The organism is Vibrio splendidus 12E03 (assembly GCF_000272105.2).
GTDB classification, from domain to species: Bacteria; Pseudomonadota; Gammaproteobacteria; order Enterobacterales; family Vibrionaceae; genus Vibrio; species Vibrio splendidus_I.
Genome location: NZ_AJZD02000062.1, coordinates 24,569 through 50,706, shown reverse-complemented (window position 1 = coordinate 50,706; position 26,138 = coordinate 24,569). Strand labels below are relative to the sequence as shown.

Annotated in this window: 20 protein-coding genes; 7 read left to right on the top strand and 13 right to left on the bottom strand. The window is 45.0% G+C overall.

Annotated features, from left to right (window positions below):
- Positions 1-31: 31 nt before the first annotated feature.
- On the bottom strand, positions 32-2,362 hold the full coding sequence (locus A142_RS05685; RefSeq protein ID WP_019822464.1) for a DNA internalization-related competence protein ComEC/Rec2: 2,331 nt from the start codon (positions 2,360-2,362) through the stop codon (positions 32-34).
- A 17-nt stretch (positions 2,363-2,379) separates the two neighbouring features.
- Here A142_RS05685 and A142_RS05680 point away from each other — a divergent pair, with 17 nt between their 5' ends.
- Positions 2,380-2,892, top strand: coding sequence for a DUF2062 domain-containing protein (locus A142_RS05680; RefSeq protein WP_017060232.1), 513 nt, complete (start codon positions 2,380-2,382; stop codon positions 2,890-2,892).
- Between the two features lie 206 nt (positions 2,893-3,098).
- On the opposite strand, the gene lolE is transcribed toward A142_RS05680, so the two are convergent.
- Genes lolE through lolC form a run of 3 tightly spaced genes read right to left on the bottom strand, consistent with a single transcriptional unit; the run spans position 3,099 to position 6,237 of the window.
- A complete protein-coding gene (gene lolE, locus A142_RS05675; RefSeq protein WP_019822460.1) occupies positions 3,099-4,343 on the bottom strand; it encodes a lipoprotein-releasing ABC transporter permease subunit LolE in 1,245 nt (414 codons plus the stop codon).
- Complete coding sequence (lolD, locus tag A142_RS05670; protein ID WP_019822458.1) at positions 4,344-5,036, bottom strand: lipoprotein-releasing ABC transporter ATP-binding protein LolD; 693 nt, start codon at positions 5,034-5,036, stop codon at positions 4,344-4,346. It lies immediately after the preceding gene.
- Positions 5,029-6,237 (bottom strand): lipoprotein-releasing ABC transporter permease subunit LolC, encoded by a 1,209-nt coding sequence (gene lolC, locus A142_RS05665; RefSeq protein ID WP_029405460.1) that lies wholly within the window; start codon positions 6,235-6,237, stop codon positions 5,029-5,031. The genes lolD and lolC overlap by 8 nt, the downstream gene beginning before the upstream one ends.
- 227 nt (positions 6,238-6,464) lie before the next feature.
- On the opposite strand from lolC, the gene A142_RS05660 reads away from it, so the two are divergent.
- The 4 genes from A142_RS05660 to A142_RS05645 all read left to right on the top strand — a co-directional run bounded on the left by A142_RS05660 (position 6,465) and on the right by A142_RS05645 (position 12,025).
- Complete coding sequence (locus tag A142_RS05660) at positions 6,465-7,034, top strand: hypothetical protein (protein ID WP_017065300.1); 570 nt, start codon at positions 6,465-6,467, stop codon at positions 7,032-7,034.
- Between the two features lie 6 nt (positions 7,035-7,040).
- Positions 7,041-10,502, top strand: coding sequence for a transcription-repair coupling factor (mfd, locus tag A142_RS05655; RefSeq protein WP_019822454.1), 3,462 nt, complete (start codon positions 7,041-7,043; stop codon positions 10,500-10,502).
- Between the two features lie 63 nt (positions 10,503-10,565).
- Complete coding sequence (locus A142_RS05650; RefSeq protein ID WP_019822453.1) at positions 10,566-11,333, top strand: peptidoglycan binding protein CsiV; 768 nt, start codon at positions 10,566-10,568, stop codon at positions 11,331-11,333.
- Positions 11,334-11,479: 146 nt separating this feature from the next.
- Positions 11,480-12,025, top strand: a complete 546-nt coding sequence (locus A142_RS05645) for a GNAT family N-acetyltransferase (RefSeq protein WP_019822452.1) — start codon at positions 11,480-11,482, stop codon at positions 12,023-12,025.
- A 113-nt stretch (positions 12,026-12,138) separates the two neighbouring features.
- On the opposite strand, the gene A142_RS05640 is transcribed toward A142_RS05645, so the two are convergent.
- The 7 genes from A142_RS05640 to hinT all read right to left on the bottom strand — a co-directional run bounded on the left by A142_RS05640 (position 12,139) and on the right by hinT (position 18,726).
- Positions 12,139-13,428, bottom strand: coding sequence for an NAD(P)/FAD-dependent oxidoreductase (locus tag A142_RS05640; protein ID WP_009847154.1), 1,290 nt, complete (start codon positions 13,426-13,428; stop codon positions 12,139-12,141).
- 511 nt (positions 13,429-13,939) lie between these two features.
- Positions 13,940-14,479, bottom strand: coding sequence for an alpha/beta hydrolase YcfP (gene ycfP, locus A142_RS05635; protein WP_009847155.1), 540 nt, complete (start codon positions 14,477-14,479; stop codon positions 13,940-13,942).
- Between the two features lie 108 nt (positions 14,480-14,587).
- Positions 14,588-15,442, bottom strand: coding sequence for a phosphotransferase (locus A142_RS05630; RefSeq protein ID WP_029405459.1), 855 nt, complete (start codon positions 15,440-15,442; stop codon positions 14,588-14,590).
- Positions 15,443-15,627: 185 nt separating this feature from the next.
- The gene (lpoB, locus tag A142_RS05625) at positions 15,628-16,218 is read right to left on the bottom strand and encodes a penicillin-binding protein activator LpoB (protein ID WP_017107631.1); all 591 of its coding nucleotides are present in this window, start codon (positions 16,216-16,218) and stop codon (positions 15,628-15,630) included.
- Positions 16,219-16,304: 86 nt separating this feature from the next.
- Positions 16,305-16,688 (bottom strand): YcfL family protein, encoded by a 384-nt coding sequence (locus A142_RS05620; RefSeq protein WP_019822451.1) that lies wholly within the window; start codon positions 16,686-16,688, stop codon positions 16,305-16,307.
- Positions 16,688-18,079 carry a COG3014 family protein gene (locus A142_RS05615; RefSeq protein WP_019822449.1) on the bottom strand — a complete coding sequence of 464 codons (1,392 nt, stop codon included), beginning with the start codon at positions 18,077-18,079 and terminating at the stop codon, positions 16,688-16,690. Before A142_RS05615 ends, A142_RS05620 begins: the two co-directional genes overlap by 1 nt.
- A gap of 296 nt (positions 18,080-18,375) precedes the next feature.
- Positions 18,376-18,726 carry a purine nucleoside phosphoramidase gene (gene hinT, locus A142_RS05610; RefSeq protein ID WP_004736268.1) on the bottom strand — a complete coding sequence of 117 codons (351 nt, stop codon included), beginning with the start codon at positions 18,724-18,726 and terminating at the stop codon, positions 18,376-18,378.
- A 277-nt stretch (positions 18,727-19,003) separates the two neighbouring features.
- On the opposite strand from hinT, the gene A142_RS05605 reads away from it, so the two are divergent.
- Together A142_RS05605 and A142_RS05600 are read left to right on the top strand one after the other, a co-directional pair.
- Positions 19,004-20,995: a methyl-accepting chemotaxis protein gene (locus tag A142_RS05605; protein ID WP_019822444.1), complete on the top strand. Its 1,992-nt coding sequence runs from the start codon at positions 19,004-19,006 to the stop codon at positions 20,993-20,995.
- 197 nt (positions 20,996-21,192) lie between these two features.
- On the top strand, positions 21,193-22,359 hold the full coding sequence (locus A142_RS05600; protein ID WP_019822442.1) for a DUF1887 family protein: 1,167 nt from the start codon (positions 21,193-21,195) through the stop codon (positions 22,357-22,359).
- Positions 22,360-22,567: 208 nt separating this feature from the next.
- Here the strand turns inward: A142_RS05600 and udp are convergent, their stop codons facing one another.
- Complete coding sequence (udp, locus tag A142_RS05595) at positions 22,568-23,326, bottom strand: uridine phosphorylase (protein ID WP_017632176.1); 759 nt, start codon at positions 23,324-23,326, stop codon at positions 22,568-22,570.
- A gap of 313 nt (positions 23,327-23,639) precedes the next feature.
- Positions 23,640-25,997, bottom strand: coding sequence for a zinc/cadmium/mercury/lead-transporting ATPase (locus tag A142_RS05590; protein WP_019822440.1), 2,358 nt, complete (start codon positions 25,995-25,997; stop codon positions 23,640-23,642).
- Positions 25,998-26,138: the final 141 nt, after the last annotated feature.

The following is a 26,138-nucleotide window of genomic DNA, read 5'->3' as shown; positions in this document are numbered from 1 at the left end:
AGAATCGCTTAATTTTCTCACAATAATCTATCTATTCTACTCCCTTACGGAGCATCTGCCTATACCACTGCCCGCCTTGTTGCTCTCTAATCGCATGATATTGCCAACCTTCTTTGCTAAGAGTGATGGTTATTTGTCCGCTTTCTCCAGTATCTAGCCAAGTACTCCCCGCTTCCTGATAACGTTCAATAACAGACTCACTCGGCATTCCCCACTGGTTGCCTTTGGCAAGAGAAGCTATCGCCAACTGAGGAGACACCGCCTCAATAAACGACTTAATCGATGACGAATCGCTGCCATGATGCGGAACCAACATAACATCACTCCTTAGCTGTTCTCCTTCACGAGCAAGTAACCACTCACTTACCAGTTCAATATCACCAGTGAGCAACATTGAGAAATCAGCACTATGATCTGAGATCTTGACCACACACGAATGTGGGTTATACGCCCTCTTTACTTGCTTAGGCGGCCACAACACCTCAAAAACAACATCTTGCCAGTTCCAAACCTCTCCAATAGTACATGTTTGAATATTAGACGGGGCTTGAGTGATAGATTGGCGTTCTTGAATAATGTTCTGACTGGTTCTTATCCACTTTGGCGTATAGTTCTTAAGTAATGCCGGATAACCACCAGCATGGTCAGAATCGAAATGACTCACAATCACGCCTTCTAATTCATAAATCCCCCGCTGATTCAAAGTAGGAATCAACAAAGACTCAACAACCGAGCCTCCTGGCCACGCATTGCCAAGATCATAAACAACAATCTGATTGTTCTTTTCCAAGACCAAAGACAACCCATGCCCAACATCCAAGATATCAATAGTTAGTTTGTCTTGCTGGGGTTTGCTGAACTCCCACCACAGCACAAACACTGCAGTTACCAATATCGATAATGTTCGCTTGAAATACCGACTAACAAAGCTCAAAAACAAGATAAGGAATACTGATAATGCAATCGTCTGATTATCGACTTGGATCCAAAATCGCTCAGAGAAAGGAAGACTAAATACAAGAGGCTCGAGCGACAAGTCGACCAACTTCCACACCTGGCTAACCAAACCATTGTCTAGCGCCGTTATACCAACCACGCCAGACACTGACTCCGATATTAAGCTTACAAACATTGCCAGAAACAACAGCGGGATCGTCACCATCGATACCCAAGGCAAGAGGAGTAAATTGTAGCAAACAGAGACTAAACTGAATCCTTTGAAAAACAACATCGAGAAAGGCGCTATCAGGAATGTCAGCATCAGTTGAATCTTAATCAATTGGAGTGCGGGATCGATAAATGTAGAGGTTGAAGCTAAACGCTGAGTACTTAATGCGATATAGAGAACAGCGCCCAATGCACCAAAGGACAACCAGAAACTGCTCGACAAGGCTGAAAACGGCCAAATCAGCAGGACCACGCACAAGCTTAAAGCGACATACCGGAGCAAACTGATATTTTGCCCACGCCACAAGAAATAACTCGCGATGACACACATCACTAAGGCTCTCAAAGTTGGCAGCGTGAATCCAGCAAACCAACTATAGAAATACGCCAAGCCGAGCCCGAATATTGTAGGTAACCAAAGAAATGAAGGGGAAAGTAACCTTAATATATTGCCAATCTGATAGCCGATACCAAAGGCAATCCCAATATGCAGCCCCGAGATAGCCATCAAGTGAATCAGGCCACTGCTTTTAAGCATATCCCACCGCTGAGGCGGAATAAGGTCTCGATACCCAAAACTCAAAGCGATAATGAGATCTTGATTTGCCAGCAGACTTAACCTTTCAAGGCTGGCTTCAAACCATTGGGCGCGTAAGTTGGTGCTAGAATGAATTCGGTACTTGGTATCGGCTCTGTAAGTTGCATTGGCAACCACGCCAGCACTAAACAAGTACTTTTCGAGGTCAAAGCCTGCTTCATTGAGTTTGCCCCATATCGGCTTTATTGAGGCCGATAAATAGACATCATCTCCAAGCGTTAACTTAAAAGGAGTAAACAAACGCAATTTTATCAATTGGGGAAAGATTAATTTTTCGCCGCCAATTGATCTGGCTACTATTACGCTTTCAAAACCATGGCTATTTTCACTAAAAAGGCTAACAACCGACGCATTTATGGTAGTATTCTGCCCTGATTGGAATAAGCGACTCGTTTGTATTTCAATCGCATTCCCTAGGCAGATAACTAGTATCAATGCTGTTACTGGACCTCTTGCACGCCGGAAAACGCTATACTTTGTTGATGCTACCAGTAACAACAGCATCAATGGTGCCCAAACCCAATGTGGCATCACAGGCCAGAAGCTGGCAGACACAACTGTCGCAGCAAATGAAATCAAGAACCAAGTGTTAAACAAGAGAGTAGCTTCCTCCTATGCCAAGAAAGTTTATCAAACGATTTATGCCTGACCATGATCTAATCAAGCGTCAGAAAGCATTGAAAGTTTTTGGCAATGTTTTGTACAACCCCAACTTATGGTGCCTTAATCGTCGCTCTGCGGCTGGCGCGTTTGCTGTTGGGTTATTCATGGCGTTTGTCCCTCTACCAAGTCAAATGATTATGTCTGCAGGCCTTGCTGTCGCATGTGGCGTTAACCTGCCTTTAGCTGTCGCACTTGTTTGGATCAGTAACCCGGTTACCATGCCTGTTCTCTTCTACTTTGCTTATAAAGTCGGGGCGTTTGTTATGCATGTGCCACCTCAAGCCTTCCATTTCGAATTGTCTTGGGACTTCATCTTGGCGCAAATGAGCACTATAGGGCCTCCGTTCTTATTGGGTTGTCTGATTTGTGGTGTGGTTTCAGCAATGATTGGCTACTTTGGTATTCGCGGTTTATGGCGTTACTCAGTAGTAAGAAGTTGGAAGAAGCGACAAGCAAGGCACTGAACGCCATCACTTGTTATTCAATTTAACCTTGTATTTGCTTCACTTAAAACGCACACAAGTTAAAATCAGATGAGCCACTAACCTCTACAAGATTGGCATGTAACGAAAGTCGTAAAGAACACGAATTGAATTCAATAAAAAAGGATCCCATTGGGATCCTTTTTTATATTTATCGATGCGGAACTGCTTTGTTATTTAAGCTAATGCTATTTAGAACTCAGCACTGAGGCTGGATTCAACTTCGCTGCTCGTGATGCTGGGTACCATGTCGCCAGTAAACTCAGCACAATCGCAGTGCCGGAAACCACAACAACATCCGTCATATCAAGTTGTGATGGCAAGAAGTCGACAAAATAGATATCACCGGACAAGAACTGATGATCGACCAGCTTTTCAAGCCCTTTGATTAGCGTCGTAAGATTAAGCGCCACTAAGACACCTATCGCACTCCCTACTAAACTGCCTAAAACGCCTGAGAACACGCCCTGCCAAACAAAGATGCGCTTCACAAGACCATCTGATGCGCCCATGGTTCTTAAGATCGCGATCTCCGATGCTCTGTCTTTTACTGCCATTATTAAGGTCGAGACAATATTGAAACAAGCAACACCAATAACCAGTACCATCACCAGATACATAATGGTGCGAACCAACTGAATATCTCGGTACAAGAAGCCAAACTTCTGTTGCCAGCTTCGTAGATACACATACACATCAAGCTGGTTACCCACTTCACGCACAATAGAGTTCGCGTTCAGCACATCGGTCACTTTTAAAGAAACTCCAGTTACTGCCTCGCCTAGGTTTGCATAAGCTTGAGCATCGCCAATCGGGATTAGCGCCAAGCTGTGGTCTATCTGGCCATTAAGCGTCAACAAACCGACCACTTTAACGCGTACACGCTTCGGTGCTTGCACCTTCACTGAACCATTAACAGTGGGAATCATCAAAGTCAGATAGTCACCGACTTTCGCGCCAAGCACATTCGCCACACCAGAACCTAAGATGATTTGTTGTTGCCCTGCTTTAAACTCACTCCAAGCTTGTTTATCGATAAATTTCGATAGGCTTGATACCTGTTGTTCAAGTTGTGGATCAACACCACGAACTTCAATTGCTTTGAGTTCTTTGCCCTTTTCAGCAAGAGCGGTAATTTTTACATAGGGTGCTGCAGCTACAACTTTATCATTTTTCACCGACTGCTCAATCACGTGCTCCCAGCGAGTCACTGGTTCATTGACACCCTCGAATTCACCATGTGGAATAACGGAAAGTACACGCGACTCAAGCTCTCGCTCAAAGCCATTCATCGCAGACAAACCAATGATGATCACGGCCACACCAACGGCAATACCAATCGTCGAAGACAAAGAGATGAACGACACCATTTTGTCTCGTTGTTTCGCTCGGCTAAATCGGCCACCTATCAATAGAGATAAAGAAGAAAACACTTAGCTATCCTCTTTTTCTACGTTGACCAATAAACCATCTTGCATGTGAAGCTGGCGATCCATCTTACCTGCAAGTTCACCATCATGAGTTACTACCAAAAAGGCCGTGTCGTACTCACGGTTTAGTTCACGCATTAAGTCGTAAATAGAAAGTGCTGTGTTGTGATCAAGGTTGCCGGTAGGCTCATCCGCCAACACCAAAGCAGGTTTATTCACTAAAGCTCGAGCAATAGCCACACGTTGTCTCTCACCACCAGAAAGCTCTGAAGGTCGGTGATCAACACGATGACTCAATCCGACTTTATCCAACAAACGTTGTGCTTCTTGTTTCGCTTTCGCTGGCTTTTCACCACCAATCAGCAACGGCATTGCTACGTTTTCTAACGCTGAAAAGTCAGATAGAAGATGATGAAACTGATAGACAAAGCCAAGATGTTGGTTACGAAGTTTGGCCTGCTTATTCGAGCTCAGAGATGCTAAATCTTGGCCAAGAAAACTTACGCTGCCCGCAGAAGCATCGTCTAATGCGCCTAAGATATGCAGTAAGGTACTTTTACCCGACCCAGAGGTACCGATGATTGCTACTAGCTCACCCTTTTCGATTTCAAAGCTGACTCCCTTGAGCACCTCAGTATCTAACGAGCCTTCACGGTACGTTTTACGGATATCATTACATTGAAGAAAATTACTCATAACGAAGGGCCTCAGCAGGTTTCACAGACGATGCACGATAAGAAGGAAATACAGTAGCAATCAGGCTCAGTGCAATAGCCAAAACCACAACAACAGCGATTTGAATCGGGTTAACCAGAATTGGCAACTGTCCACCAAATGAGAATAGAGCAACGCCCATCGCCTCTAAAATAGTATTAAGGTTCATCGCTAGGGCAACGCCTAACACACCACCAGATAACGCGCCAATCACACCACTACTTGCGCCTTGAACCATGAAGATCCCCATGACTTGACCATCAGTCATACCTTGGGTCTTAAGAATCGCGACTTCAGACTGCTTCTCCATCACCACCATGATAAGTGCCGAGATAATATTGAAAGCAGCAACACCGATAATCAGCCCAAGCATTAAGCCCATCATATTTTTTTCCATTCGAACGGCTTGGAATAACTCACCACGCTGGTCGCGCCAATCACTCCACAACCAACCTTCTGGCAATGGCTGAGTTGATAACTCTGCGACTTCAAACGGGTCTTCAAAAAACAGTCTCCAACCAGAAATTGTATCAGACTTATAACGCATCAATCGTCCTGCGTCTTTGATGTCGGTAACCATCAATTGAGCATCGATATCCGAGCCCGTGTTAAAAATGCCAGCTACGGTAAAATTTCGTTGGCTTGGAATACGACCTAATGGGGTGTATTGGCTAGCGCTGGTCACCATCAGGCGAACTTTGTCACCCATAGATACTTTCAAGTTTCTCGCCAAAGTATGACCGAGGAACAACTGATATTGACCCGCTTTAAGTGAAGACAATCGACCTGCAATTAAGTGGTTCTGAAGAGGGTCGTCTGAATTAGGTTCAATGCCGATTAACAACCCTGCAGATAACTGAGCCGGACTCTGAATCACCGCCTCACTGCGGACAATCGGTTCAACGTGACCATTAAGCGAGATTTGCTCTGCAAAATTAGGCGCTTGGGCAGCAAGAGGGGTGGTGCCACCTTGCTCATAAACCACCGCTTGAGGAAGAACACCAAGAATTCGGTCTTTTAACTGCGCTTCGAATCCATTCATTACCGATAAAACAGTAACCAAAGACAGCACACCAATTGTGATACCTGCCGTCGACATATAAGAAACAAAACGGCTAAAGCGATCACCTGAACGGCCTTTCAAATAGCGTAGGCCAACAAACAACGAAATAGGATGAAACATACTTTGAACCATCTAAAGGGGATGCGGGTTAATGTAACGGGTATTGCTGTTACTGTGTAGGGGTTAATTGAAAATATAGAGTGAATTAACTCAATTAGTTAGGCTTGAAAAACAGAACCTTGTCAAATAGCCAAATTTCAAACAACTATTTGAGACTTTCAATTAACTGACCTTGATTACTGCGGCCACATAGCGATAATCAATAGATCACTTCAAGGAACTAACGCATGACAGAACAAGAGTTTTTCACCGTTCACCATAGCCTTACCGCTAATATTGAACCAATGGACAGCGGCTTCACTTTACCTTCTCAAATTCAATTCGAATCTGAGATCCCAGCACCATTTGTGGTGGCAAGTGAATTTAGCCAATTGGATCTGTTAGCTGACAGTGCGCGTGCTGAACTGAAAAACAGCGACTTGAAGAATGTCACCAGTTTATTGGATGCACAAAACTCAAAATTAAACCTGTTGTTGAGCTTTATGTTATCGCAGCAAGATGATGAGAAATTTCGCACTCACACCTATTCATTTGGTGCGAGTCAGTTTTCCTGCTTTTCAAAAGCAGACATCGAACCGGGTCGCTTAGTAAAAGCCAAACTTTTTCTAGAGCACCCAGCTGCAGCCATTTATTGCTACGCAGAAGTATTTGCTAGCGAGGCGAAAGACTCAGGTTTCGAAATCAAATTTAAATACGCTCATCTTCGCGATACCGACCAAGACCTGCTAATTAAAGCGGCACTTTATCAACAACAGAAACTCTTGCGTCAACGCTCTCTAGACCGAGATAACAAGTAAATTAACATGACCAAAAAATCCATATTTACACTACCTAAACTTAAAGGTGCCGGTGACAAAAAGCACATCGGTAACCTAGTCGGTTCGTCTCTCGCTCTTGCCATTGCCAAACTCGCAGAGCAACACAACAGCCATACCGTCTTGGCTGTACCCGACCCACAAGTGGCGCTTAAGCTTCAATCTGAAATTGAACAGTTTACGGCACATGAAGTCGCATTATTCCCTGATTGGGAAACGCTGCCATACGATAGCTTCTCGCCGCACCAAGAGATCATTTCAGATCGTATCGCTCGCCTTTATGCACTGCCAACGCTAAAAGATGGTATCACGATCGTTCCGATCAGCACGTTATTGCAACGCCAGTCACCGCGAGACTTTTTGCTACAACACACGTTAATGGTGAAAACGGGCGATCTCTACTCGCTTGAGAAACTGCGCCTACAGCTTGAAAAGTCAGGCTATCGTTACGTTGATCAAGTGTTTGGCCCCGGTGAATACGCAAGTCGAGGTTCTATTCTTGACCTATTCCCAATGGGCAGTAAAGACCCGTATCGCATCGACTTCTTCGATGACGAGATCGATACTATTCGTACTTTCGATCCTGAAAACCAGCGTTCTATCGAAGACATCTCTGAGATCCGCCTGCTGCCTGCTCACGAATTCCCGACCTCGGAAACAGCGATTGAAGATTTCCGTATTCGTTGGCGCCAACAGTTTGATGCGCGCCGCGAACCAGAATCGGTTTATATGCAGGTTTCAAAAGGTACTTGGCCTGCTGGTATCGAGTACTGGCAGCCGCTGTTCTTTGATCACACTGAAACCTTGTTTGATTACGTTGCCGATGAAGCGCAACTGCTGATTCTAGGTGATGTCGAGACTGCAGTAGATTCATTCCTAACGGACGTTGCTCATCGATACGAACAGCGCGGTGTTGATCCATTACGACCACTGCTGACACCTGAGCAACTTTGGTTGAAGAAAGACGAACTATTCTCACACTTCAAACAGAAGCCACAGTTCAGCCTAAGCCTAGAGTCGATTGAAGAGAAAGCAGGCCGCACTAACTTACCTGTCGTGTCATTGCCTGATCTCAGCGTTCAGCATCAAAATAAAGAGCCTTTGGCTAACCTAAGAAAATTCACAGAAGCCTTCGAGGGCAAAGTGGTCTTTTCGGTTGAATCAGAAGGTCGTCGTGAAGCGCTGAGTGAGCTGCTTCGTGGTATTAAAGTACGACCAAGCGAAGTTGAAAACCTCGATGCCGCAATCAAAGCAAAGGACAAGTTCAGCCTCATCCTCGGCTCTGCTGAACACGGTTTTATCCATGAAGAGCAAAACATCGCGCTTATCTGTGAAAGCGACTTACTTGGCGATCGTGTTGTTCAGCGTCGTAAGAAAGATAAGAAAAGCGTCAACAGCGACACCGTAATTCGTCACCTTGCGGAACTTAAACCGGGTCAGCCAGTTGTTCACATTGACCACGGTATTGGTCGTTACATCGGCCTGCAGACACTCGAAGCTGGTGGCATGAAAACCGAATACGTAACCCTTGAGTATCAAAACGATGCCAAGTTGTATGTGCCTGTTGCTTCTTTGAATCTCATCGGACGCTACTCTGGTGGTGCTGAAGATTCTGCACCTTTACACAAACTTGGTGGCGAAGCATGGCAAAAAGCACGTAAGCGTGCCGCTGAAAAGGTACGTGACGTTGCCGCAGAGTTACTTGATGTTTACGCCAAGCGTGAACTGAAACCGGGCTACAAGTTTGTATTGGATCGCGGTCAATACGCAACCTTCAAATCTGGCTTCCCGTTTGAAGAAACCGACGACCAAGCGATGGCAATCAATGCGGTTATGTCTGATATGTGTCAAGCAAAAGCCATGGACCGCCTAGTGTGTGGTGATGTTGGTTTTGGTAAAACAGAAGTCGCGATGCGCGCAGCGTTTGTATGTACTGATAACAGCAAACAAGTGGCGGTGTTAGTTCCTACTACCCTACTTGCTCAGCAACACTTCGAAAACTTCCGCGACCGTTTCGCCAACTTGCCGATTCGTGTCGAAGTTCTGTCTCGATTCAAATCAGCCAAAGAACAGAAATTAATCATGCAAGATGTCGCCGACGGTAAGGTCGATATCTTGGTCGGTACCCACAAGCTGCTGTCGAGCGATATTAAGTTCAAAGACCTTGGCTTACTGGTTGTCGATGAAGAGCACCGTTTTGGTGTGCGTCAGAAAGAGAAAGTGAAAGCGATGCGTGCGGATGTCGACATCTTAACGTTAACTGCAACGCCTATTCCACGAACGCTAAATATGGCGATGAGTGGCATGCGTGACTTGTCTATCATCGCAACGCCACCTGCACGACGCTTAGCAATCAAAACCTTTGTACGTCAAAGTGATGATGCCGTAGTGAGAGAAGCGGTACTTCGTGAAATCATGCGTGGTGGTCAGGTTTACTTCTTGCATAACCAAGTCGATACGATTGAGAAAACGGCTGAATCACTACAGAAACTGATTCCAGAGGCACGTGTGACGGTGGCTCATGGTCAAATGCGAGAGCGCGAACTAGAGCGCATCATGAATGACTTCTACCACCAGCGCTTTAACCTTCTGGTGTGTACAACCATCATTGAGACCGGTATCGATGTTCCAACAGCGAATACCATCTTAATGGACAGAGCCGATAACCTTGGTTTGGCACAGCTGCACCAATTACGTGGTCGTGTAGGTCGTTCTCACCACCAAGCTTATGCTTACTTGTTAACGCCACACCCTAAAGCAATGACCAAAGATGCGATTAAGCGATTAGACGCGATTGCCTCTCTGGAAGACCTAGGCGCGGGCTTCACACTAGCAACTCACGATTTAGAGATTCGTGGCGCAGGTGAACTGTTGGGCGATGAGCAGAGTGGTCAGATTCAGTCGGTTGGCTTTACCTTGTACATGGAGATGCTTGAACAAGCGGTTGAAGCATTGAAAGAAGGTCGAGAGCCATCGCTTGATGATCTATTGCGTGAGCAAACTGAGATTGAGATGCGCTTACCGGCACTATTGCCAGACGACTATATCCCAGATATCAACACTCGCCTATCGACCTACAAACGTATTGCGAGTGTAAGTGATACCGATGAGTTGGCGGAGCTTAAAGTTGAGCTAATCGATCGCTTCGGTATCCTTCCTGATGCCACTAAGAACTTGTTGTCTGTTTCTGAACTTAAGTTAGCGGCTGCGTCTATTAAAGCGAAGAAAATTGAGGCTCACGATAAAGGCGGATTCTTAGAATTCTACCCGGATGCTGACATAAACCCGGCCTACCTTGTTAAACTGTTGCAATCTCAACCGCAAAAGTTTTCAATGGAAGGACCAACTAAGTTCAAGTTTACGATACCATTGGTCGACAGACGGAAACGAATTCAATTTGTTAGTGATTTATTGGGCGAATTCAGACAGAACTTGCTGCCTTCAGCATAAGTCCCAAACCACTTGCACATATAAATTATCCAGCCGGTAGTTCGGCTGGAAGACGGAGTAAAAATGAAAAGACTGATCCCACTGCTACTATTGTTCGTCTCACTGCCAAGTTTGGCGCAGAGACAATTTGATATAGAAGTGATCATTTTTAAGCGCGCTGTTGATGCAGAAAAAGTAAATGAATCTTGGCCAAACACACAGCCTAAGATTTCACTTGAGCGCGTTGGTTCATTTCAAGATACCCAATACCGAGCGAAGAAAGGCGTGCAGATGCTTCCTTACTCGGAATACAAGTTAACACCTCAGAAAGACAAGCTACGTAAACACGCTGGCTTTGAAGTTCTGATGCATACTGCTTGGCGTCAAGGTGACCAAGGTAAGAGCTCTGCACCTGTTTTCCATATTCAAGCAGGTAAAGACTTCTCTAAACAGTTCAATGCCGACGGCTCTGAGAAAGGTGCTGTGACTGCATCAAATCCGGATGGTTTCCAAGAAGAGACCATTGATAAGCCGCTTTACGAGTTAGATGGCAAGCTACAAATCTACGTACAGCACTATCTATATGCTGAAACAACGCTAGATTTAAAAGCGCCAAGCGTTCGTGAAGTGACTCTGCAAGAACAGCAAATCGAACTAGATTCGCCAGTAAGTGGTGCAGAGAGCAATGTTCAGGTGGGTAACCTTACCGAGATCTCTCCGACCGTTGAAGTGCAAGAGTTCCTTAAAAGCTACCGCATGGAACAAAAACGTCGCATGCGCAGTACAGAGACTCACTACCTAGACCACCCGCTTCTTGGCATGGTGATTCAAGTACGTCGCGTCGCTCAATAAGCCACGTAATCAGTCTTCAGCTAGAGTTCCACTATCCTTATAGAGAGTGGAACTTGATATAAAGAACTGAAGTTGTATTAAGCATTGAATACGCCCTCCATTGTGAGGGCGTTTTATTAGCCATTACATGTTATTTGGTGCGTCTTATGAGCCCTGACTTTCAGATCAATACACAGAATCTAAGCCTTAAAATCATTGAAGCCTCAGATGCTCAGGAGTTCGCTCATCTGATCAAATCTTCTCCGAGTTTATTACCTTGGGTAGACTGGTGTCATGATGAGTTTTCTATCGTCGAAGCCGAAAAGTTCATTCTGGCAACTCGCCTGAACTGGGTGAAAGCCGATGCGTTTGGTTTTGGCATTTTTGAGCGAAAAACCGATAAACTGGTCGGAATGGTGGCGATCAATGAGCTTTATCACACCTTCAATATGGCGAGTTTAGGTTATTGGGTGGGTGATGACTTTCAAAAGAGAGGGATCGCCAAAGAAGCGATGCTCGCCCTATTTGAATTTTGTTTCGCGCAACTCAAGTTAACGCGTTTGGAGATTGTCTGCGATACCGAGAACCTACCAAGCCAAAAGTTGATCGAGAAGTGTGGCGCTGAGCGAGAAACCATTGCCAAGAATCGATTTCTGTTTAACGGTAAGCCGAAAGATGGCGTGGTTTATTCTGTGCTACCTCCAACGTCTTAACAGCAGAAATGAGTTCAACACATGCGATAGTACGTAATCGACACGCTCAAAAAAAGAGCTCCGAAGAGCTCTTTTTTATTATCAGCATAATGACCTTAAAGGCTTACCTGATTTTAGTGAAGCTTTAGGTTTGGACGAAGTACGCGGTTAATACGACCAACCAACATCATCAGTGATGTTTTGATTAAGCCGTGAAGCGCCATCTGGTGCATGCGATACAAAGAGATGTAAACCACACGAGCAATACGACCTTCAACCATCATCGAGCCTTTCGTCAGGTTACCCATCAAGCTACCTACCGTAGAGAAACGGCTTAGTGAAACTAGCGAGCCTTTATCTTTGTAGATGTAATCTTTCAGGTCACGACCGTTCAACTTAGCAATGATGTTGCTGAATGCACAGCTTGCCATTTGGTGAGCCGCTTGTGCACGTGGCGGAACGAATGAACCATCTGCTTGTGTACATTGCGCCAAGTCACCGATAGCAAAGATGTTGTCATCCAAAGTTGTTTGCAGCGTGTTCTTCACAACCAACTGGTTGATACGGTTGGTCTCAAGACCACCGATATCTTTCATGAAATCCGGTGCTTTGATACCTGCTGCCCATACCATGATTTGAGCTGGGATCTTGTCGCCATCTTTAGTTGTTAAGCCGTCAGAATCCGCCTGAGTCACCATCGTATTCGTACGAACGTTCACACCAAGCTTGGTTAGCTCAGAGTGTGCTGCACTTGAAATACGAGGAGGTAGAGCTGGAAGAATACGCTCACCCGCTTCAACTAGGTTTACGTTCAGCTTGCTTGAATCTAGGTCGCCGAAGCCGTAAGTACGAAGCTCTTTAACTGCGTTGTGTAGCTCTGCAGAAAGCTCTACACCTGTTGCACCCGCACCAACAATCGCGATGTCTACCGTGCCTTGACCGTTCTTAGCGTGAAGCTTTAAGAACTGGTTGTTCATTTCTGTACGGAAACGGTGTGCTTGCTCTGGACTATCAAGGAAAATACAGTTGTCACGAACGCCTGGAGTGTTGAAGTCGTTTGACGTTGAGCCTAGCGCCATCACAAGAATATCGTATTCAAGTTCACGGCTTGGCATCAGCAGTTCACCGTGCTCGTCTGTAAGCTCGCTTAGTGCAATCACTTTACGCTCACGATCGATGTCGTTCAGGCTGCCCATTTGGAAATCGAAGTAATGGTTTTTTGCGTGTGCACGGTAGCTTAGTGCATCAACACCTTCATCCAGTGAACCAGTTGCTACTTCATGAAGTAATGGTTTCCATAGGTGGCTTGCTTTACGGTCTACCAGAGTAATCTGGGCACGTTTCTTACGACCTAAAGTGCGGCCTAGCTTAGTTGCTAGCTCTAAACCACCAGCACCGCCGCCTACTACGATAATTTTTGTCACAATGACAATCCTCTACAAAATGAATAAATGGGGTTCGGCTCGATTACTCCAACCGATAAATTCTATGTATCTACTCGGCCTTGAATGCGAAGGCTGTTACAAATTGGATTACCGCGAAAAAGAATAACGACAGCTCACCGAGTAGTTAGAGGGATTACAAACAACAAATGTTGGTTTGTTGCTTTGCTCACATGGATAAAAAAGGTGACTACCTGAGAGGCAGAACACAAATTATGGGCAAGTTTTTCACTCGCTCTCAATTTTTTTTGATATTTGTCAAAATATTTTACTTTGGAACATTATATATAGCAAAAAGATGACCGCAACAAAAAAATCCTTACCCTTAATGAGGATTCGCGACTAATTAGTTAACGTTTGCGTAAACTGATCTATAAATGCGCAAACTCACAGATAAAACAGCGATAACCGCTTTATGAAACACGAACGCAAAAGTTCAGATGTAAAAAAGCAGCACTCATTGAGCACTGCTTTTATAAAGCATCCAGATTGATTAAGCGTTTTTGAACGCTTTCATTGCTTGAAGATGTTGAGAGATCTTTTTGAATTTATGACTCTCTTTCTCATCCCAGATTACGTCGTAGTAATCTTCTAGCGCGGCAGCGGTTTTGGTATTGTCGTGGATTTCATCTTCACGAGACAACACTACCAAACAGCGTCCTTTGTTTTTCATGCGGTACTGAGCAACACATTTAGTTGCGATGTCTTCGTACTCTTCTGGACGGTCAATTCGACCTACCATGTTGTTCTCAGGGTGCAGATTAGGGTTGAACACCACCTGCTTAATCCCACATAAGAAACCAATACGCTCAGACCAAAAACCACCTAAACCTACACCACAAATAATGGGATGCGGATCATCGGATTGCTCTATCACTTTATGCACTTCTTTTAGCAGATGCTGCATATCGTGTTTTGGATGCAAAGTACTGTAGTTGATGAAACGAACGTCATCATCAATGAATTGCAACTGCAGTATTTTTTCGTGATTGCCCGGGCTTGTTGAGTCGAAGCCATGTAGATAGATAATCATTGTACCTCCCCCGTTGAATATTGGTACGTTTTGATCAATCTAACACGAAAAACAAGGTTTTAAAGGTAACAGCTGAGAAATTATATTTTTCACTTCCTAAACGTGATCCTAGCTACATAAAGTGTGACTCAGAGCCTCTGCTTCACGCAGATAACTTTCATCGCCCCAAAGCTGATGAGCAAGTAAATACCATAGCATCGCCATCATCTGGCTTCTTGGTAACCATGCTTCTACACCATCGAGCCAAGGCTGAACATCATGGATACCTCGCAGCTGACAATACTTCTCAACCGCTTCTGAGACTGGCACGCCAGCAACCGCAATGGTTAATGTTAAATCGAGCCTAGGGTCTGCGAGCGCAGCGTATTCCCAATCAATAATCTTAATGCCGTCACTGTTTCTCACTAGGTTATAACCACCTAAGTCAAAATGGCACAAAGACAGGTCAACATTGGTAATACTCGGAGCCACGCGCCACTCTTGATAAATCTTAGTGCAGGCTTCGGTCTTATGAATCGCATCAAGCTGCAGCCAGTAATGGTCGACTCGCGCCGTGAAACTGAATGGTTGCAGTGGTAATCGCGCAGTATTAACCAGATGCACTGAGATCAGTGTCTTCAACAAATCATCAAGCTCTAAGCCTTCGTAAAGCGTCTCACCCGCAATCCATTCAACCAATAAGCCTTGCTCATTGACCACTATTGGACTTGGTCCAATACCTAGACGTTCAATCGTAGACAGCACTTGGTACTCTTCATGACGAGAGATGAAGAACGCTTTGGTGATAGGAGTGGTTGGCCGCCAAACATACGCTGTGCCATCGGCTAACACCAACTTCCAACATCGATTGGTCAACCCGCCGGTCAGCGTTTGAGCTCTAACAGGTGACTCAGAAAAGTAACCATCAAGCGAACTCAAACTGGTATCAAGAAGCTTAGCTTCAGACCAAGAAAAAATTGCCATATTTACTCCCTATAAACGTCTTCATTCCCTACAAAAAAGACACTGACCAAAAGCCAGTGTCTCTTCATAAACAGCACATCATGCAATGCATTGGCGTGTGACCAAGCTATACGCTGTCAAAATTAAGTGCTACCAATACTAGACGCTGTCAAAACTGGCTGCGTTTAGTTGGCAAGTAAGCAAAATTAAAGGCCTAGTAGGCTCTTAGATTGTTGCTTACGGATTTCAGTCTCGTCAGCCCATTCAATCAAGCCAGACTCAAGGTCCATTAGACGCATCGTCATTTTGTAGTAAACGTCTTCGTCGCTACCGTCTTTCTTAACGATGCTTGATAGGTTGCCGTACAGCATGTACTGAGCACCAACCATTTTACCGAATTGAATTGCTGAACTTTGGTTTACAAGCTCATCGTTGTTTTGGAAGTTCAATTGGTCACGAACAGACTCTACACGGTCCATATCAACGAAACGGAACTTACCAGAGTTCAACATCTTCGTACTGATGGTGTCAGTGATTGACTCAGTATCGATGTGCTCACTTGTTTTGTTCTTGATTCGCTCTACAAATACGATTGGACGCTGTTCACGAGTAATGTAAGACACTGAACCAGACGCCATCATGCTATCGACCATTTCACCCGCAATCGTTTGAAGGTCAGTTGAACCGAAATCGATTGTCGTGGTTTCTACTGCTTGTGCATCACCGTAGCTTACCTTGTTCGAACAACCGCCTAAAATAACCGCTAAACCTAGTAGCGCAATGACACTCTTTTTCATTTTGTTTCCTCAACTTATCACTGAGTGGGGTTACCCACACTCTTAAATTCTTATATTTACGAACCATTCGATCCGTTTTGTCTAACTTACTGCTCTCGGAACTGAACTCTAAACTGAGTCGCTTTCGGGTTTACCGACACTTCCGACAACGAAATACTTTCAAAACCACGAACAATCGCTTGCTTCCAAGGACCTTGCTTTAGGTTGACCTCAAGGCCGGCATCGTCGTACCAGTAAAAACGATAAAGGATATGTTGATCGCCTTTATAGTTACTGTTTAAACGAACGATTCCTCGCGTATGACCGTCGACTAAATCGGTGCGGATATCTTCAACCTGTAAGCGGCTGCCCAATACATTGTCACCAAAGAAAACGTTCTGAGTCAGACTATCGACCCTTACACCAGCTGTATTATCAGCACAACCAGCCAGAGCCATAACCGCTGCTAAGCTCACTAACCACTTTTTCATTACAGCCTCCCTAGCTGTTTATGCCACATTGTTGCGTTGTTTCCTTGTCGAGAAATCCACACCAAGGTGGTCTGCCCCTCTCGAATATCAAAGTCATACGTTTTAGCGCCAGCCTCCAACGTATATTGACCACTGTTTGCTACAAACGTGCTGCTCTTAATCTCTGCAGGTAAAGATTGCCAACTGCGAGTGTCTGGTTGCTCTGTCAGTGTGTTCCACACGTTGAACAGAATATTACCGACATCATCGCCTTTGGTGGCTTCTTTACGAATGCGATCTTTCGCAACCACACGTAGCGCTTGGCGAATAACAATGCTCGTCATACGCTCAGATAAATCGTTTTGAGCCATTGCATTTACATCGGTAATCAAGTGCTCTTGTAGCGGCTGCCCGCTGATTCGTAATGCAGAAAAACGCTCTACGTTTTGGCTCGGGTAATATGGCAGCGCAAGAGAGTATATCGCTCCCTGATCGCGACTGTCATAAACAGGTAAATCTAGTCGCCAACTGTCCATAGCTTGTACAGCGCTCTGTTCTTGAAGAACAATTACTCTCCCTTCACCTGCATTAATTTTAGAAGACTGCTTATAACGTTTTTCTAGTGTCGCTAAATCTTGTCGCATCCCTAAACGAGCGGCTGTCGCCATGGTTCTATCGATGATTTCTTGGTTCTCTGGCATCACAGCTAAAGCACGACGGTAGTCAACGTAGGCGCTGTTTAAATCATTTGACGCTTCATAAAGCAGACCAGACAAGAACATCAGATACGCATTCTGTACTGACTGCAGCTTTTTACCCGCATCAGGGTAATTGGCAAGGATGCTACCGACATTGGCAGACAAACCTTGCTTCTTCGCATCGTTAGCTGCCCGGTCTAACTCAGCTTCGCGTTGCTTCTTCGCTTGCTCTTGAACTTGGTTGGCGCGACGCATTTCGATCACCGCACCTTCCAAATCGTTTTTCTTGAGGTAATTTAAACCAAGATACAGATGAAGAAAGCCCAACTCGTAATCGGCTGGCACATACTCGGTAATATTGTCATTCACAGCCAACGCACCCACACTGGTTGCACTGTCTGAAATTGAGATCACGGCTTTGCGTTGCTGCTCAGTCACCGCCTGATCAGCCACTTCAAACGAAGCCTTACTCTCAGGGTATTTTTGATCCAGCAGATTAATTCTGCCTCTTTCAAAGTTATCAAGGATGTCGCCTGCCGCGTAATCTGGTAGCTCTTGCTGAGCCTCTGAATAATCTCCAGATTTAACGGCTTGGTAGATCGCTTTGTTTTGTGCGCTGTAATGACTGAACAGGCTTCCTGCAGACATACTCGCACAACCTACGGTCAACGCCGATAACAGGGCAATGGAAGCGAATCTAAACTGTTGCTTCACTTATCGTCTCCGTGCATGTTTAAAATGCCAACTTTATTAGGGTCTGCTGACCTTTCGTGGTCTCATTATCAAAACGAAACGTGTTGTAAAAAGGATCTCAAGCCAGTTGAAACCCTACTGATTTAGCCTCTGCCTAGGCGATGCCAATATTCAGACAACAGATAGAACTTAAAGTTGGCATACAAACTACAAATTTTCCAACTAACTACTAGTGTTAACCTGCTAATGAGCTCGTTTAAACTAGCCCATTAGCTTTCATTAACTCGTTAGCTTTTCATCAGCTCATTAACTTTTTATTAGCTCATTAATAGCGGACCAAGTGGACGGCCACCAACCAAGTGCATGTGAATATGATAAACCTCTTGGCCACCGTGAGAGTTACAGTTCACGATAAGACGATAGCCATCTTCTGCAATGCCTTCTTCTTTTGCTAACTTCCGAGCAACGGTAAACATGCGGCCCATCATCGCTTCATCTTCGACTTCAACATCGTTAGTTGTTGGAATCAACTTGTTAGGGATTATTAGGATATGGCTTGGCGCGCGAGGGTTAATATCACGAAATGCGGTTACTAAATCGTCTTGATATAGTAGATCTGCTGGGATTTCTTTATTGATGATCTTACTAAAAATGGTTTCTTCAGCCATGTTTCTCTCCGATAAAACATATATTTTTTAATGCTTTGAGTATGCGCTATGCCGCATCAAACCACAATAAATCTGCTTTAAAGCATAATAAAAAACACCGTTCAAATCAAAGAAAACGAGCCTTAGCTCTCAAGAATGGCATGTTGGTTATAACTGAGGGTTATTTTTGACGTGTGCGTCATAAAATGCGTAAGCCGAGCTCAATAGAATGCTGATAATTTTGTTAGTTTTACTTTGACCTGACATTAGGTCTGCATTTTTATTTAGGGAGAAAGCCATGAAGGGATCTGTGATCAAGCGTATGTACGCTGGTTTCGCACTGATCATCATCATGTTCGCAGTCACGATAACCATCATGATGAACAGCATGAATCAGATACACAGCAATTTTGAGAGTGTCTCAGAAACCTCATTACCACTTGTCGCGCTTTCAAATCAAACAAGTGTTCAATTGCTTTCTGCTGATAAGTCATTCAAAGATTTCTTAACCACCCAAAACGCTGAACGCATGTCTGCAATGCGTACAGAGTTTGCTGCATCACAAAACTCGTTTTCTGAAGTACTAGGTAACTTAGAAGCAGCAAGCCAAGACAATGTTTCGCTCACCGAACGTATCGCGCAGTTAAGAGCGATGGAAGAGCGCTACTTCGCAGAAGCAGACGAAGCGATGAACAACTACGTCGCGATGTTCGAAGCACAAGAACAAGTGCAAAAAGCCTCTCGTGACTTCCAACGCTTACATTCAGAATTAACCGTTGGCATGAAAGAATACGTTGCCGATCAAAAAAGCATCTCTGTAAAAGTGATGGCAAAGAGCTACTTTATTAAACTGCAAGATGCAGAAGTTATTACCTCTGATGCACTTGCTAGCTCTGATGTTGCCTTCGTTCAGAAAGCCGTTAACCAAAACAAAAAGGCCGTTACTCATCTTAACTACGCTTATCGCGGCCTATCAACACAACTACCAGCACTTAAGAATGTCTTCGATGAGTCAGTTCAGAAGTTCACCAAAGACGTTGGTCAGAAAGGTGGCGTACTAGACAAACACAACAACTACCTGCAAGCCAAGCAAGCGCTGTACGTGAACATCGCCAACCTAGCCGTAGAAGTTGACCAAGCGATGGCTGTTTTGGACTCATTCAACGTGACCGCTGAAGAGCAACTCAACTCATCACTCGCTGACGCAAGCAGCATCTACGACAAAGGCCTATTCAACGCGATTGCAATTGGCATTGTTGTAACCGTGTTCGCAGCTGCAATTGGTTACCACATTGCACATAGCGTACGAGAGCCATTAACTCGCATCCTAGGTACGTTAGAAGGTCTAACCGAAGGCGATATGACTCAGCGTATCGACATTCGTTACGACAACGAATTCAGCCGTGTGAGCCGTCACATCAACACCTTGGCTGACAACCTACACAACATCCTTGTGAAGTTGAATGATGCTTCAGATGACTTAACTAAGACTGCAAGCGTCAACCAGAAGACGTCATCTGAAACGCAGGCTCAATTGAACAGCCAACGTGAGCAAACCGCGACTGTTGCGACCGCAATGACAGAGATGTCTCATTCTGTACAAGAAGTGGCGAACAGCGCGCAAAGCTCACTCACCATGGTTCAACAAGTAGAATCGGCTTCTGAGTCTGGTCGTCAGATCATGAACACCAACATCAGCACCATTAATCAGCTTGAAGTTCGCCTTACTGAATCAGTGGGCGCTGTAGGCGAGCTACAACAGATGAGTAGCCAGATTGGTTCAATCCTTGACGTTATTCGTGGTATTGCTGAACAGACCAACCTACTTGCACTTAATGCGGCAATCGAAGCAGCGCGTGCAGGTGAACAAGGTCGTGGTTTTGCAGTCGTTGCCGATGAAGTACGAGTGCTAGCGCAAAAGACCACTCAATCGACCTCTGAAATCGAGACCATGATCAGCAATCTGCAATCAAGCTCGAAAACTGCAAGTAACGTAATTGAAAGCTGTATGAGCGATATGGACATGTCGGTTCAACAAGCTTCAAGTGCAAACAGCGCGATGGAAGAGATCCAAGCCTTGATTCTAGAGATTAGCCACATGAGTACACACATCTCTCAAGCAGCCGCTGAGCAGAGTGAAACGTCTGGCGATATTGCACGCAACATCGAAGACATCAACCACATCGCAGATAAGAGTTACCAAGCGATGTCTTCAATTGCGGAGGCAAGCCAAAACCTAACGATTCTAGCAAATCAGCAAGGTGATTTAGTACATCAATTCAAACTATAGATAAATGAAGAATCGATAGATATTTAGTGAGATTCTTGAGACTTCTTACCCAATAGTGGTAACTAATTGAGCTAGGGCAACTTTTATCAAGGGTTGCCCTTGTTTTTTATGAGCTTTGTCATTATATGATTATTAAGGCTTGCTGCTTCCCGTTTTTTCTTTCACCTTTATGAGCGAGCCGCTATTAAGGAATTTATATGGCTGTTCATGTTGGCATTATCGATCAAGACCCCATTCGCTTGCTCACCCCTTTACTTGATAACCGAACGGTCAGCACTCACATCGTGTTTATCGGCGACAAAAATCAAGTCAGTATGTACAAACGTTTAGACAGCGTTTTGCACAAGCGCGACATTACCAGTGAGTTTTTCGAAATTCCGACCATCGTAAACACGTCCGTTATTAAAGAATCTATCCAAACTCTTGCCGAAGACCTCAAAGCACGCGGCCAAGAAGTGAAGCTCAACGCAAGTTGTGGCCTTCGTCACCGCCTACTTTCTGTGTACGAAGTATTCCGTACTTACCACTGGCCAATCTTCGTGGTTGAACCAAACAGCGACAAGCTTTGCTGGCTTTACCCAAATGGCAAAGAAGACGCACAAGTTCAAGACCGCATCACTATCGACGACTACCTAACGGTATTTGGTGCTCGCGGTGAATTCAGCGATGTTCAGCTGTCTCCGCAACTGGATCAGAAACTTTATGAACTGGGTGAACGTTGGGCGAGTAACGCACTCGAATTAGGCCCTGGCCTTGCGACATTGAACTACCTAGCAACGACCTGCCGTAAAGAACAAAAACTTGATGTAGGCCTATCTGAGAAGCAACAAGGCTATCGTGAACTGAACATGCTATTGAGTGATTTGGTTGAAGCTAAGATCGCGACTTACGACAACGGTATTTTGACCTTTGCCAACGAAGACGCACGCCGCTTCTCAAACGGGGAATGGTTAGAAACTCTGGTTCACAGCACAGTGAAGCAAATCCAAGATGACATGCCGACTATCCAAGACCGTTCGTTGAATGTTCAGGTATACCGTCAACTTGGTGAGCGTGAGGTTCGAAACGAGCTTGACGTAGCATCAGTGGTGAACAATAAGCTGCACATTATCGAATGTAAGACCAAAGGTATGCGTGACGATGGTGATGACACCTTGTACAAACTGGAATCGCTGAGAGACCTGCTAGGTGGCCTACAAGCGCGTGCAATGTTGGTGAGCTTCCGCCCGCTTCGCCATAACGACATCACACGAGCAGAAGACCTTGGCCTTGCATTGATTGGCCCTGACGAACTGAAAGATCTTAAAACACACCTAACAGCATGGTTTACAGCGGCTGGCGGTAATGAAGATCTAGAGTACTAACAACCAATAGACTCTTGGAGCGCAACGCTCTTAAGCAAATCTAAAAAAGGCGAATGACCATTAAGTCACTCGCCTTTTTTGTATCTGATCCTTTTTCTTGTCTACTTTCTCTCTATCACTCAAAGAGCACATAAAAAATGGCCGCATCATTCGATGCGGCCATTTTCAAAATTTGAAGTCAGTTTAAGACCTAAATCTTTTTTGCAACTTAAAGCATTTTACGAGCAGCTTCTACAACCACTTTGATTGAACGTGCTTCAGTTACTTTTAGTGTATCGTGATCAGGCGTCTCTTTTTGAGTACGGTTGATGATTACACCCGCAACACAACCCGCTTTCAGACCAGAACTTGCACACATAGTTAGCAGCGTTGCAGATTCCATCTCGAAGTTTAGAACGCCCATGTCTTGCCATTCTTGCATAGAACCTTGGAAACGCTTAACAACACGACCAGAGAACGTGTCGTAACGCTCTTGACCTGGGTAGAAAGTGTCACTTGAAGCTGTTACGCCCATGTGAACTGCAGCGCCAGACTCTTCAACTGCTGCTTTCATTGCTGTTGCCACTTCGAAGTCAGCTACTGCAGGGAACTCCATTGGAGCAAAGTGCAGGCTAGCGCCGTCTAGACGAACAGAACCAGTAGAAACAATCATATCACCCACGTTTACGTGAGGTTGGATAGCACCAGTAGTACCAACACGAAGGAAAGTGCGAACACCCAGTTGAGCTAGCTCTTCTACAGCGATAGAAGTAGATGGGCCACCGATACCTGTAGAACATACAACAACTGGCTTGCCGTCTAGTTCTGCGCGGTAAAGTGTGTATTCACGATGGCTAGCAAGAAATACTGGATTCTCCATCTCTTCTGCAATTTTTTGTACACGAGCAGGATCACCTGGGATGATCGCAAGAGTAGCACCGTTAAGATCTGCTTCAGTAACACCTAAATGGAAAACAGCTTGAGACATAGTTCGCTCCTTTTGGCTTATTGGGCTTTTTACCCTTATTTAAGCTCATAGTAAATTCGTGGGGTACGAACACACTCTAACCAAGCTTATTACAAAATGAAGTGATACATGTCACACGAATGATCGCAACAAGAATTCAAGTTTCACAAAAAACCGATTGGCATCACAAAAATAAGCAATCCGTATACCTATGTTGCATACTAATGAGACAAAAAGCGCCTTTAACGTATTACCGCTAAAGGCGCTTTTTAGATTAGACGCTTTCTATATTCGTCGCTTTGAATAAGACATAATCTATGTCAGAGGTCTGAACTTAATCCGCCTTAGACTTGAATCGAAGCAGACGTAGAGCATTTAATGTCACCAAAGCTGTCGCACCACTATCCGCTAACACTGCAACCCATAAGCCAGTAATACCTAATAAGCTCGTCACCAAGAATACACCTTTCAAACCGAGCGCTAGCGCAACATTTTGACGGATGTTGTTCATAGTTGCTTGCGATAGCTCAATCATCGCTGGCAATTCTGTTAAGCGGTTATGAGTTAGTGCTGAATCCGCCGTTTCCAAGGCAACATCAGTCCCTCCGCCCATTGCGATGCCGACATTCGCCGTTTTCATTGCTGGCGCATCATTGATGCCATCACCAACCATTGCAACGTGCGACTGTTGAGATAACTCCTCAACGTAAGATACCTTGTCGCTTGGAAGTAGGCTCGCCTTGTATTGCATACCAATCTTACTGCTGATCGCAGCCGCACTGCGCGGGTTATCGCCAGTCAGCATGATAGATTGAATACCCAAATCATTGAGTCGTTCAATCGCAAGCTTAGCGTCACTGCGTAACGTATCTTGCCAAGCAATCAGACCAATCACTGTCGTATTTTGCTCTGTTGATTCTTCTTGATCTTTAAGCTCAAGAGCAACCACAACCGTCTTACCCTCGCCCTCTAATGTTTCAATCTGAGAAACAACATCAGCACCAAGATCAAACGTCACCTTAGAAGGCGATAAAACCTGATACTTAATTCCATCGACATCACCTTCGACGCCACTGCCGATCAATGCTTTCTTATTATGCGATTCTGGGATCTCAACATTCAGGTCTTTTACTTTAACGACCAGTGACTGCGCCAACGGGTGAGTAGAGCCAACTTCAATTGCCCCAACTACACGCAGCATCGCATCTTGTTGCCAACCCGATAGAGGTTGAATGTCCGTAACCTGAGGCTTACCTTCGGTCAGTGTGCCTGTCTTATCGAAGGCGATGGTTTGGATTTTACCAAGCTGCTCTAGCGCTGCGCCGCCTTTAATGAGCGCGCCACGTTTCGCTGCTGCAGCCAAACCAGAAGTAATCGCTGCAGGAGTCGAGATAACCAAGGCACACGGACAAGCAATCAATAACAGCGCTAGGCCACGGTATACCCATGTTTCCCATGGCTGTGCAAACAACAATGGTGGCGTGATGATGACCAACAAAGCCACTACCATCATTAACGGTGTGTACCAACGGCTGAACTTATCGAGGAATCGCTCTAGTGGTGCTTTACGTGATTCTGCTTCTTCAATCAGATGAAGAATACGATCGATCGCATTCTCACCCTGTTTTGACGTGATGGTGATACGAACCACTTTATCGACCACCACAGCGCCAGCCATGATGCTGTTACCTTCGATATGTTCAACAGGAACAGATTCACCGGTTAACGCACTTTCATCAAAGCTTGCCGCGTCTGTAATCAATTGTCCGTCAGCAGGTAAACGAGAGCCCGCAGCCACTTCAATCACATCACCGGGAACCAGTTCACTGACGGCAACTTCTACACGTTCGCCGTTGATGATCTTAGTCGCGTTTTCTGGTACCAATGCCATTAGTGCTTGAACGCCACTTCTTGCTCTAGATGAAGCAAACGCTTCTAAGCGCTCACCAATCAAGAACAACAATAGAACCATCGCCGCTTCCGCAGTTTCACCAAGGTACAAAGCACCCAGCGCGGCAACGCTCATTAAGGTTTCAATAGCAAATGGTGTTCCTGAACGTGCCAACAGAACCGCTTTTTTCGCCACCGGATATAAACCAAGCAGACAAGTTACCGTAAACAAGCCTTCACTTAATTGAGGTGAGGTGATTTTTACAAGCGCCGCAAACAGCATTGCCGCTGCAATCGCGATAATCTGTAAATTAGGTTGGATATAAGCTTGCCAAAAAGTCTCAGGTTGTTGTTTTTCTTTCTTTGAACCGACTTCCGTAAGAGGGAAACCCGTTTTGATAGAGACCTGTTCAATGGTGTCAGCAAGGCTTTCATTATCGAATTTCACAACCAGCTTTTCGGTAGCAAAGAGAACCTTCGCTTGAATAACACCGTCAATATTGCTGATCGCGTTTTCTATTTTTCTTGCACAAGCTGGGCAGTCCATTCCGGCAACCAGCCAACTTTTCGAAAATTTGGCATTGAGAGATAAAGTTGAGGACTGACTGTCTTCTTCTCCACTGTCCGACGAACTACAACAATCATCTCCAGACGATGAAGGTGCAGCAGAAGAGCTACAACAACCAGATGAAGTACCTGCTGCTGTGATGCTTGAAATTTTAGGGCTAGAGCAACTTGCTCCTGCCGCTTGAGGTTGAACGTCCACTTTTGCTGAGCGGCACGCTGCATGTTTTGCGCACATAATGTATCTCCTTAATACTCAAAAGCCTTGAGGTTGTTGCTAACTCACGAGCAACAGAACCTTAAGTTCATCAAAAGTATAAACCTTGGAGGCTACTCCAAGGTCAAGAAGAAGTTTTCAAGAAAACAAAAATATTATGCC

Coding starts and splice junctions, on each gene's coding strand:
- A142_RS05680 (WP_017060232.1), top strand. CDS start 2,380: ATGCCAAGAAAGTTTATCAAACGATTTATGCCTGACCATGATCTAATC.
- lolD (WP_019822458.1), bottom strand. CDS start 5,036: ATGAGTAATTTTCTTCAATGTAATGATATCCGTAAAACGTACCGTGAA.
- lolC (WP_029405460.1), bottom strand. CDS start 6,237: ATGTTTCATCCTATTTCGTTGTTTGTTGGCCTACGCTATTTGAAAGGC.
- A142_RS05660 (WP_017065300.1), top strand. CDS start 6,465: ATGACAGAACAAGAGTTTTTCACCGTTCACCATAGCCTTACCGCTAAT.
- mfd (WP_019822454.1), top strand. CDS start 7,041: ATGACCAAAAAATCCATATTTACACTACCTAAACTTAAAGGTGCCGGT.
- A142_RS05650 (WP_019822453.1), top strand. CDS start 10,566: ATGAAAAGACTGATCCCACTGCTACTATTGTTCGTCTCACTGCCAAGT.
- A142_RS05645 (WP_019822452.1), top strand. CDS start 11,480: ATGAGCCCTGACTTTCAGATCAATACACAGAATCTAAGCCTTAAAATC.
- ycfP (WP_009847155.1), bottom strand. CDS start 14,479: ATGATTATCTATCTACATGGCTTCGACTCAACAAGCCCGGGCAATCAC.
- A142_RS05630 (WP_029405459.1), bottom strand. CDS start 15,442: ATGGCAATTTTTTCTTGGTCTGAAGCTAAGCTTCTTGATACCAGTTTG.
- lpoB (WP_017107631.1), bottom strand. CDS start 16,218: ATGAAAAAGAGTGTCATTGCGCTACTAGGTTTAGCGGTTATTTTAGGC.
- A142_RS05620 (WP_019822451.1), bottom strand. CDS start 16,688: ATGAAAAAGTGGTTAGTGAGCTTAGCAGCGGTTATGGCTCTGGCTGGT.
- hinT (WP_004736268.1), bottom strand. CDS start 18,726: ATGGCTGAAGAAACCATTTTTAGTAAGATCATCAATAAAGAAATCCCA.
- A142_RS05605 (WP_019822444.1), top strand. CDS start 19,004: ATGAAGGGATCTGTGATCAAGCGTATGTACGCTGGTTTCGCACTGATC.
- A142_RS05600 (WP_019822442.1), top strand. CDS start 21,193: ATGGCTGTTCATGTTGGCATTATCGATCAAGACCCCATTCGCTTGCTC.
- udp (WP_017632176.1), bottom strand. CDS start 23,326: ATGTCTCAAGCTGTTTTCCATTTAGGTGTTACTGAAGCAGATCTTAAC.
- A142_RS05590 (WP_019822440.1), bottom strand. CDS start 25,997: ATGTGCGCAAAACATGCAGCGTGCCGCTCAGCAAAAGTGGACGTTCAA.